This window comes from Rhodococcus sp. ACPA1, from assembly GCF_002300195.1.
Taxonomy (GTDB): Bacteria; Actinomycetota; Actinomycetes; order Mycobacteriales; family Mycobacteriaceae; genus Rhodococcus_F; species Rhodococcus_F opacus.
The window spans coordinates 797,269-809,435 of sequence record NZ_NSDX01000005.1 but is presented as its reverse complement, the minus strand read 5'-3'; the positions used below and the strand labels follow the sequence as shown (position 1 = coordinate 809,435).

Genomic DNA, 12,167 nt, shown 5'->3' with positions numbered 1-12,167 from the left:
CCAAAGCCGCCAATGGATACTGGGCCCCATGACCGAGCGCGTCGACACACCCGGCATCGATCCCGCGGACTTCCGCGTCCACGTCGTGGCGCAGGCCATCCGGCTGTTCTCCGAGAACGGGTACGAGGCGACGACCGTCGAGCAGATCGCGTCCGCCGCGGGCGTGTCCCGGCGGACGTTCTTCCGCCAGTTCCGCTCCAAGGAGGACGTGATCTTCGCCGATCACGAATCACTGTTGCAGCAGGCAGGCGATTATCTGTCCACGGATTCCGACGACCCGTGGGCGGCGGTCTGCAGGACGGCAGGCCTGGTCTTCGACAGGTTTCGCGAGAACCGGGAGTTGTCGGCTCGCCGGTACCAGGTGGTCCAGCGGGTTCCCGCCCTGCGCGACCGGGAGATCGTCACCGGCTTCCGCTACGAGCGGTTGTTCGTCGACTACCTGCGCGGTGTCGTACCCACCGAACCGGTCCTGAAGGTCATCGGATTCGCGGCCGCCGTCACCGCGTGCCACAACTTCCTGCTCCGGAACATGATCAAGGGCGACCCCGACGCGACCGCAGACGAACTCGAGCGGGCCCTCCTCGACGTGCGCCGGACGTTCGGCGTCGCTCCGGGGGCGTCGACGCAGGAACAGGACGCGGTGCTGGTGGTGTCGTACCCGCCGGGAACGCCGGTGGAGGAGATCACCGGACGTATCCAGGCCCAGCTGTCCCGGCGCCGGGGCTGAGTGGCCGGTGACGACAACCACCCTTGACTGGCACTCAGTGCCGTGGTTGACTGCACTGTAGTGGCAGTAGTTTGCCGACCACGAACGTTGCGGCCCACCTGAACGACAATGACCTTGGCACGGAGTGCCTATTCAGACTCGGTGCCGTCGAGACTCAGCAAGGAGCGCCCCATGGCCGGAAATCCGGACTTCGATCTGTTCAAGCTCGGTGAAGAGCACGACGAACTGCGGTCCGCGATCCGCGCGCTCTCCGAGAAGGAGATCGCACCCTACGCGAAGGAAGTCGACGAGGATGCACGCTTCCCCGAAGAGGCCCGCGTCGCCCTCGTGAACTCCGGGTTCAACGCCATCCACGTCCCCGAGGAATACGACGGCCAGGGCGCCGACTCCGTCGCCACCTGCATCGTCATCGAAGAGGTCGCCCGCGTCTGCGGCTCCTCGTCCCTGATCCCCGCCGTCAACAAACTCGGCACCATGGGCCTCATCCTCAACGGGTCCGAGGAACTCAAGCAGCAGGTCCTGCCGCAGCTCGCGTCCGGCGAGGCCATGGCGTCCTACGCACTGTCCGAGCGTGAAGCCGGTTCGGACGCCGCCGGCATGCGCACCCGCGCCAACGCCGACGGCGACGACTGGATCCTCAACGGCTCCAAGTGCTGGATCACCAACGGTGGCAAGTCCAGCTGGTACACCGTCATGGCCGTCACCGACGCCGACAAGGGCGCCAACGGTATCTCCGCGTTCATGGTCCACGAGAACGACGAAGGCTTCGTCGTCGGACCGAAGGAGAAGAAGCTCGGCATCAAGGGTTCGCCCACCGCGGAGCTCTACTTCGAGAACTGCAAGATCCCCGGCGACCGCATCATCGGCGAGCCCGGCACCGGTTTCAAGACGGCGCTGCAGACCCTCGACCACACCCGTCCCACCATCGGCGCGCAGGCCGTCGGCCTCGCGCAGGGTGCCCTCGACGCCGCTCTCGCCTACACCAAGGACCGCAAGCAGTTCGGCAAGTCGATCAGCGACTTCCAGGCCGTGCAGTTCATGCTCGCCGACATGGCGATGAAGGTCGAGGCCGCCCGCCTCATGGTCTACACCTCCGCGGCCCGCGCCGAGCGCGGCGAGAAGAACCTCGGTTTCATCTCCGCTGCCGCCAAGTGCTTCGCCTCCGACGTCGCGATGGAGGTCACCACGGACGCCGTCCAGCTGTTCGGTGGCGCCGGCTACACCACCGACTTCCCTGTCGAGCGGATGATGCGTGATGCGAAGATCACTCAGATCTACGAAGGCACGAACCAGATCCAGCGCGTCGTGATGTCGCGTGCACTGTTGAAGTAGGCGGCTACGCCGCCCGTGCGTGGTTAGAGAGTCTCTGGACTCGCTAACCACGCACGGGCATATCTAAGGAGAAACGTGGAACTAGTAGGCGTGATCGGCGGCGGCACCATGGGTGCCGGCATCGCCGAGGTATGCATCAAGGCCGGTAGCTCGGTTCTCATCCTCGAGACCAAGCCGGAATTCGCCGAGGCCGCGCAGGCCCGGATCGAGAAGTCCCTGGCTCGCGGGGTCAAGGCGGGCAAGCTCGACCAGGACGCCGCGGACGCCGCGCTCGCCCGCGTGCGGGTCACCCTCGACATCGAGGACTTCGCGGACCGCGATCTCGTGATCGAGGCGGCGCCGGAGATCGAGTCGCTCAAGGTCGACATCTTCCAGAAGCTCGACAAGATCGTGAAGCCGTCGGGCATCCTCGCGTCCAACACGTCGTCCATCCCGCTGATCAAGATGGCCAACGCCACGCAGCGTCCCGGGCAGGTCGTGGGTGTCCACTTCTTCAACCCGGTGCCGGTGATGCCGCTGGTCGAGATCGTGGTCAGCCTCGTCACGTCGGAGGAGACCGTCCTCGCGGTCACCGACTACGCGAAGAACACGCTGCGCAAGAAGACGGTGCGGGCCGGTGACCGTGCGGGTTTCATCGTGAACGCGCTGCTCATCCCGTACCTCACGTCGGCGGTCCGGATGCTCGAGTCGGGTTACGCGACCGCCGAGGACATCGACGAGGCCATGAAGGGCGGCTGCGGCTACCCGATGGGCCCGCTGACGCTGATCGACACCGTCGGCCTCGACATCACCCTCGCCGCGGCGGAGTCGCTGTACGCGGAATTCGCCGAGCCGCACTACGCTCCCCCGACGCTGCTCAAGCGCAAGGTGGACGCCGGACAGCTCGGCAAGAAGAGCGGTAAGGGCTTCTACGACTACAGCTAGTCACGCCCGTCCGGAAGCCCGTCGCGTCGTCGCGGCGGGCTTTCGTCGTTCTTGACCGCAAATCCCATGTAGGAGATGGCCGTGCTCCTGATCTGGCCGAAGTCGAGCCGGCGGCTCAACTCCCCGTAGCTGAGCCGTGTTCCGCCGGCCCGGGCGAGGTCCAGGAGCCGGAGAGGATTCTTCGACCGCGGCCCGAGCCCGACGAACTCGCCGAGCCGCAGACCGTGCCGCGCCATGATCGGCTCCAGCTCCGCGGGACGGATACACATCGACCAGTCGTGGATGGGGGTGTCGAACATCCGGGTCATCCGCCACTCCTGCATGATCTTGATCGCGACGAGCTTGCTGGCGAATGTGCGGTTGATGGTGTCGAACAGGTACAGGCCGCCGGGTTTCAGCGCACGGGACGTCTCGGCGATCACTCCGTCGAGATCCGACACGTGCTCGAGGACGTCGCAGCAGTAGACGACGTCGAACGCGGCATCCGGCACCGGCAACTGTTCGCCCGACCCGATGCGGTACTCGATGTCGAGGGCCGAGCCGGCTGCGTGACGCCGTGCGGTGTCGACCGACACCGGGGACGGATCGATGCCCGTCACCCGGAAACCGATGCGGGTGAACTCCTCCGCGAGGAACCCGCCGCCCGACCCGACGTCGAGGGCGCGGAGTCCCCGATGGTCACGACCGACCGTCTCGCCGAGCACCTTACGGAAGTAGGCGAATCGTCCCGGCGTCAGGCTTCCGTGCAGCAGGTTGAGTGGGTTGTCCTCCTCCCACCACGACTCCCCCACACGGTTGTAGACGTCGTTGTCGATGACCAAGCGGACCACCCCTTCTCTGCCGACGGCACAGCGACGACCTCCAGCCTTCTCCTGCGCGTCGGTCACTTCAAGGCCGGTGCGCTTACGCGATGCTCAGGGGATGACATTCAGGATCTCGCACGTGTGCCTGCTGCTGGGCGGGTTCGTCGCGGGAATTGCGTTGACGTCCACCACGTCCAGGGAGTTCGCGTTCGTGGTCGACGGCGACCGCCTGGACGCGTTGTATCTCGGGCCGGCCGCCGGCGCCTTCCTCGCCGCGATCGTCGCCGTCCTGGTGGCAGCGCTGGTTCGTGCCCGCCGGATCCTGTCGACGCTGTCTTTCGCCGGTCTCGCACTGCTGGGTGTCGCTCCGTCGACGGGGCCGTGGGACTTCGAGGTGTACCTCGGCGGAGTCGGTACGGGCCTGCTGCTCGGCGGCCTCGTCGGACTGTGCGCCACCGCCGACCGGGCATGGTTACAGACCGCACTCGCCGCGGGGGTTCTCGCCGGACTGCTCCTCGCCGGACCGATCGACCACTTCCGGGCGTCTTTTCCCCGGCGCTACGCCGATTACCTTCCGGAACCCGCATTCGATCCGGTGGCGCTGACCGTCCTCGCGCTCACGTCCGTGGTTCTGGCCGTCACGCTGGCGTCCGGCGACTTCGGTGAGCGGACGGACGTCGCGGTGAGCGGGCGCGCCCTCGTCGTCGGGATCGTTCTGCCGCTGATCGGGCTGGTGCTGTACTGGTGGTTCGTTCGACGTGTCTGGAACGTGGGCACCTACGGTGCCATGCAGGGCAGGTGGATATTCGGACTCGTCCTGGTCGTGGCGGTGATCGCCGCCTCGCTGTCGCTGGAGAGCCGCACCGGGATCGTGTTGCTCGCCGCGATGGCATTCGTCGCCGCGGGGGACATTGGCGTGGCGGCGTTCCCGGACTCCTGGCCGTGGCTGCTGGTGCCCGCGGCGCTCGTGCTGACCGGTGCCGTGCTCGGCAGGCGCTATCCGCTGCCGGTGCTCGGCATCGCGGCACTCGCAGTCGTGGCCGCGTCGACGATGTTCGAGCACCCGCCGTGGGACAACCTGCAGGTGGGTGCGACGTGGCTCCTCCTTCCGCTCGCGGCCTCGTACACGGTCGCGTCGAGTCTGCCGTCGAGCGAATCGGTCACCGCTACGTCGCTGGCGGTGCCGGCCGCGCTGGCCGTCCCGCTGATCGCCGACTACGGGTGGACGGCGTACGCGCCGCTCGTCGGATCCACGAGCACGGTGGGGCTGGACTCGTGGGCGTGGACATCGACCGGGCTGTCCGTGGGTGCCGTGGTCGCGTGCGGTCTCGCCGCCGCTTACCTCGGAAAACGTCCCTTCTGAGCCCATTGCACGATACACATGTTGTGCACCATGCATACGCTATGTATGGTGCACAAATTGTGTTTCGCAGAGTTGAGGAGATTCGTGTGGACAGTCCGACGCCCGCCGTCCGCCCGGGCGGCCTCGTCGCCGTGCTGGCATTCACCGGCATCGTCGCCGCGCTCATGCAGACCCTCGTGGTGCCGCTGATCGGCGACCTCCCCCGACTGCTCGACACGACCGCCTCCAACGCGTCCTGGGTGATCACCGCGACGCTGCTCGCCGGCGCCGTGGCGACACCGGTCAGCGGACGTCTCGGTGACCTGTACGGCAAGCGGCGAATGATGCTGATCTGCACGGTGCCGCTCGTCCTCGGCTCGGTGGTCTGCGCACTCGCGACGTCCCTGGCCCCGATGGTGATCGGCCGAGGCTTGCAGGGGATCGGTGTGGGCATGATTCCGCTCGGAATCAGCGCACTGCGGGACCTGCTGCCGCCCGAGCGCCTGCACTCCTCCATCGCCTTGATGAGCTCGTCCATGGGCATCGGCGGCGCCCTCGGTCTGCCGCTCGCCGCAACGGTCGCGGAGAATGCGAGCTGGCGCGTGCTGTTCTGGGGCGCCGCCGGGCTCAGCGCGCTGATCGCCGTGCTGCTCTGGTTCTTCGTGCCCGCCACGCCCGTCCACGGTCCCAAGGCCCGCTTCGATCCCATCGGGGCAGTCGGACTGGGCGTCGGACTGGTGTCCCTGCTGCTGGCTGTCTCCAAGGGCGCCGACTGGGGCTGGGCGAGCAGCACCACCCTCGGTCTGTTCGCGACCACGGTCGTCGCGTTGACGGCCTGGGGCTGGTGGGAACTCCGCACTCCCGAACCACTGGTCGACCTGCGGGTGATCGCCGGCCGTCAGGTGCTGCTGACGAACGCCGCGTCCGTCGTGGTCGGCTTCGCCATGTACGCCCAGTCCCTGATCGTTCCGCAGCTCCTGCAGTTGCCGGCGTCCACGGGATACGGCCTGGGACAGTCGATGCTGGCCATGGGACTGTGGATGGCCCCCTCGGGTCTGATGATGATGGCGGTCTCCCCCTTCGGGGCCAAGCTGTCGTCCACCCGCGGACCGAAGGTCACCCTGCTCGTCGGAAGCCTCGTCATCGCGCTCGGCTACGGATCGTCGATGTTCCTGATGGGGTCGACGTGGGGCCTGGTCGTGGTGACCTGCATCTGCGGCTCGGGCGTCGGCCTGGCCTACGGCGCGATGCCCGCACTCGTGATGAGCGCCGTGCCGCAGTCCGCGACCGCCTCCGCCAACAGCGTCAACTCCCTCATGCGCTCGGTCGGTACCGCGGTGTCCGCGGCCGTCGTCGGAGTGGTCCTCGCCCAGATGAGCGTCCAGGTCGCCGGCCACACCCTGCCCACCGAGGGCGGCTTCCGAACCGGCCTGTTGATCGGTTGCGGTGTCGCACTCGTCGCCGCGGCCATCACGCTGGCCATTCCCACCCGTCGCGCCACCCTCACGGCGCCGGACTCGATTCCCGAACCGCTCGCGCCGTCGAAGGTGTAGAACCTTGCCGGTTGCCTACTTGTGGAGGGCGTACCCCGCCACCGGGTTGCCGTTGATGTAGACGGTGCCCTCGTAGGTCCCGTCGGGCCTCGGCGTGATCCGGTCGGTCAGGAAGGGAAGCCCGGAGGGGCTGTAGTCGGTGACGAGGGAACCGCTCGCTTCCGGAGTGGTCATGCCGAAGATGTACGGGAAGAACACCCCGAAGTTGTCCATGACCCACCCGGGTCCGAACGTCTTGCCCTTCCAGATCAGGTCACCACCGAGAACGTTGGTGGTGCCGACGTACGTGCCGGCAGGCAGCGGGACCGGCATGGGCGCAGGTAGTGGCGGCGGCATGGGCGCCGGCATGGGGTCTGCTGCGGCCGTCCCCGCGGCGAAGAAAGACAGGCCGGCCACCGCGACGGCCCCGACTGCGACCTTGCGCATGATGTCCATGAGTTCTCCGTATATCGAGGTGCGTGGCGGAAAGTGTCGCACGGACAGGGCCGTCACAGGGAGAGTGTGAAGAAGATGCTGTTCGGATCGTTGCCGTAGTCCCCGAACGGGGGACATTCGGTGAAGCCGTGCTCGGTGTACAGACGCCTGGCCGGGGCGAAGAAATCCTCGACGCCGGTTTCGAGGCTGAGCCGGACGTACCCGCGTGCCCGCGCCTCGTCGACCAGGTGCGCGAGGAGCCGGGTGGCCACACCCCGCCCGCGCGCCTCCGCGGCAGTCCGCATCGACTTGATCTCACCTTCGGCCGGCGAGAGCTCACGCAGCGCCACGGTTCCCAGCACGGTCTCCTCGTCCCACAGCGTCCACACGGTGACCGACGGGTCCCGCAAACCGGGCAGATCGAGGGCGTGAACACTTTCGGGCGGCGACGTCGCACGCATGTCCGCCAGGTGCTCGGCCAGCAGACCGTGCACGGCCTCGCGGGACAGGTCGTCGACTTCGATGTACACGTGCTCGAGTATGCCGAAGCCGGCGCGAGAAATCGCAACGAGCACCCCGCTGCCTGGACGGCGGCGCACCATGGGGAGATGACCGAGACAGTGCTGCGCCTGAGCACCCGCCAGGGACGGTGGGTGGTCACCGCCACCGTTCTCGGCTCGAGCCTCGCGCTACTGGACGGCACGGTGGTGAACATCGCCCTGCCGCACATCGGCGAGGACCTCGGGTCGGATGTCGCGGGAATGCAGTGGGTTCTGAGCGGCTACACCCTCGCCCTGGCGTCGCTGATCCTGTTGGGCGGGGCGCTCGGGGATCGCTGGGGCAGGCGCCGCGTCTTCGTCTGGGGGACGGTCTGGTTCGCGGCGGCGTCACTCCTGTGCGGCATCGCACCCGACATCACGATGCTCGTGATCGCACGGATTCTGCAGGGTGTCGGGGCTGCGATGCTGACCCCCGGCAGCCTCGCTCTGATCTCGGCGTCGATCCACGAGGACGACCGGGGTGCCGCGATCGGTCTGTGGTCGGGGCTCGGCGGGGTGGCCGGGGCGATCGGACCTCTACTGGGCGGCTGGCTGGTGGAGGTGGCCGGCTGGCGGTCGGTGTTCCTGCTCAATCTTCCGCTCGCCGTCGTCGTCGTGTGGGCGTCGATGCGGCACGTCCCCGAGAGCCGCGACCCGCATCCGCCCGATCATCTCGACGTGCTCGGGTCGGTGTGCGCGGTGGTCGGTCTCGGCGCGCTCACCTACGGCCTGATCGAGATGAATCTGGTCGCCGGGGTGGTGGGCGCCGTCGCGCTGATCGTGTTCGTCGTGGTGGAACGGCGCTCACCGAACGCGCTGGTGCCGCCGAGCCTGTTCGCGTCGCGCATGTTCGTGGCGGCGAACCTGGTGACGCTCGCCGTGTACGCCGCACTCGGTGGCGTCTTCTTCCTGCTGGTCCTGCAATTGCAGTTGGTGGCCGGATACTCGCCGATCGAAGCCGGGGTCGCCACCATCCCGATCACGCTGGCGATGCTGGCGTTTTCCTCCCGCGCGGGCAGCTACGCCCAGACCCACGGCCCCCGGCTGCCGATGACCGTCGGGCCCGCACTCGCGGCGATCGGCCTGCTGTTGATGACCCGGATCGGGCCGGATGCGAACTATTGGACGGTCGTGCTCCCCGGCGTCGTCGTCTTCGGACTCGGACTGTCCGCGATGGTCGCGCCGCTGACCGCCGCCGTGCTCGGGTCGGTCCCGGTGGACCAGTCCGGCATCGCCTCCGGGGTGAACAACGCGGTCGCGCGCACCAGCCAGCTGCTGGCGGTGGCCGCACTCCCCGGGATCGCCGGGATCGACGCCGAGAGCATGCTCGACCCCGACAGCTTCTCGCACGGCTTCCGTATCGCGATGTTCATCTGCATCGCACTGCTCCTGGTCGGGGCGACCATCGCCGCAGCCCTGATCCGGGCGCCCGCCCCGCCCGCTCCCACCCCGCTTGGTCCCGTCCCGGATTCGGTTGCATGCAAACCACATTGCGACGTCACCGGTCCGGCAGTACAACCGACCCTCGCCCGGTCGAGCCGTACTCCCCCGAACGGGTGACGCGCCCGCAGGCCACACCGTCACGCGCGCTTTCGTATCCTGGTCGGGTGGCGATTTCCGGTACCGACCCCGCGAGCGTCCGGGTCGACAGCTGGACCTGGGCGATCCGGCTGTTCAAGACGCGCTCCGCGGCGGCGGCCGCCTGCAGGTCGGGGCACGTGCGGGTCAACGGCACCACCGCCAAACCCGCGCAGCCGGTCAAGGTCGGTGACGAGGTCCGCATTCGCGCGGCGGGTGTCGAACGCATCGTCGAGGTGGTCCGGCCCATCACCAAACGGGTCGGCGCGGTGGTGGCGGTCGAGTGCTACGCCGACAACACACCACCGCCCCCACCGCGCGAAGTCCTCGCGTCGATACCGCAGCGCGACCGCGGCGCCGGCCGGCCCACCAAACGCGAACGCCGCGAGATGGACCGGTTGCGCGGGTTGTGACCGCTCAGGCCGGGGTGTGGCTGAGGATGCGCAGGGCGGCCGGCACCGCCTCGACGGTGATCGGCAGCGGACCGACCCGGTCGCCGTCCGCGTAGGCCGTGATGCCGTCGCACTGCAATCGCACCCTCCGCGAACGGTAGGTCTGCACGTCGGGGAGATCCACGTGAGTGCCCTTGTAGACCCGGGGGAACAACCGGACCAGCCTCGACCGGCGACCGTAGTCGACGACCGTGACGTCGAGCAGGCCGTCGGTCTTGTCCGCGCCCGGGCAGATCTGCATGCCGCCGCCATACGAGCGTCCGTTGCCCACCGCCACGAGGGTGGCGTCCACCTGGAACGTCTCCTCGTCCAGTTCGATGGTGTAGTGCAGCGGACGGAGCTGCGTCAGTTCGGCGAGCATCGCGAGGTTGTACCGCATCGGCCCCTTCGGCCACGACATCCGATTGGCTCGGTCCGTGACGAGCGAGTCGAATCCGCTCGCGACGATGGTGCCCGCCCACACCACCGCGCCGTCCGTGAGCGCGATGCGGGCGAGGTCGGATTCCTGCACCTCCCCGTCGGCGATCACGTCGGCCGCGGCGACGGGATCGCCGACGGGGATACCGAATTCGCGCGCATGGTCGTTGCCGGTGCCGGCCGGGATCAGCCCGACCGGTGTCCCGGATTGCGCGGCCGCCTGCAGCCCGATGCTGATGGCGCCGTCCCCGCCGACGACGACGAGCGCGTCGGTGCCGTCGTCGATCGCCCGGCGGGCCAGCATGCGCGCGTGATCGGCGTCCGTTCCGATGATCTCGGTGACGGCGACCCCGCGCTCCCGCAGGCGCGCCACCCCCTTGCGGCCGGCGACGGGTGCGTGACCGTGTCCGGCGAGGGGGTTGACGAGGACGGTGACCTTCTCGACCACCTGCTGCGTGCTCACGGAATCAGCTTGCCGGGATTGAGGATTCCCGCAGGATCGACCGCATCCTTGACCGCCCGCAGAATCGCGACGCCCAGGTCGCCGATCTCGTCCCGCATCCACGGGCGGTGGTCGACTCCGACCGCGTGGTGGTGCGTGATGGTTCCGCCGGCGGCGATGATCGCATCACCGGCGGCGGTCTTGGCCTTCCGCCACTGTTCGATCGGGTCTTCCGCTTGCGCGGACACGACGGTGAAGTACAGCGAGGCGCCGGTCGGGTACGTGTGCGAGATGTGGCAGAGGACGAGCGGCGGGGTGCCCTGCCCGGACAGCGATTCCGTCAGCGCGGTGGTCACGGCGGTGCGGACCGCAGCGAGGTTGCCCCAGGTGGTCGCGGTTTCCAGCGTCTCGCACAGCGCTCCGGCGTCGAGCAACGAGTCGCGCAGGTACGGTGCGTCGAAACGGCCGTGCTCCCAGCCGTTTCCGGGCCCCTCGCCCAGGGAGGTGCCGCCGTGCGCCACCAGCACGGCGCGAGCCTCCGCCGTCCGCTCCGCGGTGTGCTCGGCGGTGCCCTCGAACGTCGTGATCGCCAGGCAGCCGCCGGTGACGGTCTCCTCACCGATCTTGTCGGTGGTCGCGAGGTTCACCGCCGTCTCCGCCTCGTCGGACAGCCGCAGCACGGTCGGGACCGCGCCCTCCTGCCGCAACGCCCGCAGAGCCGCCGCGCCCGTCTCGAAGTCGGGGAAACTCCACCCTTCCCGGACGGTCGTGTCGGGGACCGCGTGCACGCGCACCCGCACCCGGGTGATGACGCCGAGCGTTCCCTCCGACCCGACGAACAGTTCGCCGAGGTCCGGACCCGCCGCGGAGGCCGGGGCGCGCCCCGTGTCGAGGGTCCCGGTGGGGGTCACCACCCGCAGTCCCTGGACCATGTCCTCGAACCGCCCGTACCCCGCGGAGGCCTGCCCCGACGACCGGGTGGCCGCGAAGCCGCCGATGGTCGCGAACATGAAGCTCTGCGGGAAGTGCCCGAGCGAGAAGCCGTGCGCGCCGAGCAGTTCCTCGGCGAGCGGACCCGTCACACCCGCTCCCAGCGTCGCGATGCCGGAGTCGGCGTCGAGGTCGATGAGCGCGTCGAACCGGCGCAGGTCCAGCGAGACGACTGCGTCGAATCGGTCGCGCACGGGGTCGAGCCCGCCGACCACGCTCGTTCCGCCACCGAACGGCACGACGGCGATGCCGTGGTCGGCGCAGTATCGGAGCACGTCGGCGACCTCGTCGTCCGCACCGGGGGTGACGACGGCGTCGGGCGCGTTCTGCGGTTCGGTGCTGCGGCGGCGTAGCAGGTCGAGCGTGCTCTTGCCGCCGGAACGCAGCAGCCGGTCGGAGTGCGCGGTGCTGCAGAACTGTTCTCCGACGATGCCCGCGAGAGCGGCGACCTGCTGGTCGGAGAGTGCGCTCGGAGCCAGGACGACGTCGTCGGCCGCCCGGTCGGCGTGCTCTCTGGTCGTGACGCCGAGGGCCTGTTGCAGCAGCCCCTTGATGCCGTCCGAGAGGACCTTGTGCTTCTCCGGCGCGCCCCAGGCGTCCCACTGCATCGGGGGTGCCGTCAGGACGGCGTGATCTTCCGATCGCTCATTGCTC

The 12,167-nt window shown here is 68.8% G+C and carries 12 protein-coding genes; 7 read left to right on the top strand and 5 right to left on the bottom strand.

The genetic code is table 11. The annotated features are described in order from the left end of the window. Window positions 1-28 precede the first annotated feature (28 nt). From CJ177_RS28170 to CJ177_RS28160, 3 genes are all read left to right on the top strand, one after another. Window positions 29-727, top strand: a complete 699-nt coding sequence (locus CJ177_RS28170) for a TetR family transcriptional regulator (RefSeq protein WP_005243897.1) — start codon at window positions 29-31, stop codon at window positions 725-727. A 171-nt stretch (window positions 728-898) separates the two neighbouring features. After that, a complete protein-coding gene (locus tag CJ177_RS28165) occupies window positions 899-2,059 on the top strand; it encodes an acyl-CoA dehydrogenase (protein WP_095869128.1) in 1,161 nt (386 codons plus the stop codon). Window positions 2,060-2,134: 75 nt separating this feature from the next. Beyond that, window positions 2,135-2,983 carry a 3-hydroxybutyryl-CoA dehydrogenase gene (locus CJ177_RS28160; protein ID WP_061696761.1) on the top strand — a complete coding sequence of 283 codons (849 nt, stop codon included), beginning with the start codon at window positions 2,135-2,137 and terminating at the stop codon, window positions 2,981-2,983. Here the strand turns inward: CJ177_RS28160 and ubiG are convergent. Continuing rightward, complete coding sequence (gene ubiG, locus CJ177_RS28155) at window positions 2,980-3,813, bottom strand: bifunctional 2-polyprenyl-6-hydroxyphenol methylase/3-demethylubiquinol 3-O-methyltransferase UbiG (RefSeq protein WP_025431946.1); 834 nt, start codon at window positions 3,811-3,813, stop codon at window positions 2,980-2,982. The two genes, CJ177_RS28160 and ubiG, sit on opposite strands and share 4 nt — an antisense overlap. A gap of 91 nt (window positions 3,814-3,904) precedes the next feature. Here ubiG and CJ177_RS28150 point away from each other — a divergent pair, with 91 nt between their 5' ends. Together CJ177_RS28150 and CJ177_RS28145 are read left to right on the top strand one after the other, a co-directional pair. Beyond that, window positions 3,905-5,149 (top strand): hypothetical protein, encoded by a 1,245-nt coding sequence (locus CJ177_RS28150; protein WP_095869127.1) that lies wholly within the window; start codon window positions 3,905-3,907, stop codon window positions 5,147-5,149. 86 nt (window positions 5,150-5,235) lie between these two features. Continuing rightward, a complete protein-coding gene (locus tag CJ177_RS28145) occupies window positions 5,236-6,681 on the top strand; it encodes an MFS transporter (protein WP_095869126.1) in 1,446 nt (481 codons plus the stop codon). A gap of 15 nt (window positions 6,682-6,696) precedes the next feature. Here CJ177_RS28145 and CJ177_RS28140 read toward each other — a convergent pair whose 3' ends face one another. Then, window positions 6,697-7,116, bottom strand: coding sequence for a hypothetical protein (locus CJ177_RS28140; RefSeq protein WP_005243908.1), 420 nt, complete (start codon window positions 7,114-7,116; stop codon window positions 6,697-6,699). 53 nt (window positions 7,117-7,169) lie between these two features. Further along, window positions 7,170-7,697 (bottom strand): GNAT family N-acetyltransferase, encoded by a 528-nt coding sequence (locus tag CJ177_RS28135; RefSeq protein WP_095869125.1) that lies wholly within the window; start codon window positions 7,695-7,697, stop codon window positions 7,170-7,172. 6 nt (window positions 7,698-7,703) lie between these two features. On the opposite strand from CJ177_RS28135, the gene CJ177_RS28130 reads away from it, so the two are divergent. Next, window positions 7,704-9,194 carry an MFS transporter gene (locus CJ177_RS28130; protein ID WP_005243911.1) on the top strand — a complete coding sequence of 497 codons (1,491 nt, stop codon included), beginning with the start codon at window positions 7,704-7,706 and terminating at the stop codon, window positions 9,192-9,194. Window positions 9,195-9,241: 47 nt separating this feature from the next. Continuing rightward, complete coding sequence (locus tag CJ177_RS28125) at window positions 9,242-9,625, top strand: RNA-binding S4 domain-containing protein (RefSeq protein WP_025431943.1); 384 nt, start codon at window positions 9,242-9,244, stop codon at window positions 9,623-9,625. A gap of 4 nt (window positions 9,626-9,629) precedes the next feature. On the opposite strand, the gene CJ177_RS28120 is transcribed toward CJ177_RS28125, so the two are convergent. Then, window positions 9,630-10,544 carry a diacylglycerol kinase gene (locus tag CJ177_RS28120; RefSeq protein ID WP_025431942.1) on the bottom strand — a complete coding sequence of 305 codons (915 nt, stop codon included), beginning with the start codon at window positions 10,542-10,544 and terminating at the stop codon, window positions 9,630-9,632. Further along, the gene (locus CJ177_RS28115) at window positions 10,541-12,121 is read right to left on the bottom strand and encodes an FAD-binding oxidoreductase (protein ID WP_095869244.1); all 1,581 of its coding nucleotides are present in this window, start codon (window positions 12,119-12,121) and stop codon (window positions 10,541-10,543) included. Before CJ177_RS28115 ends, CJ177_RS28120 begins: the two co-directional genes overlap by 4 nt. Window positions 12,122-12,167: the final 46 nt, after the last annotated feature.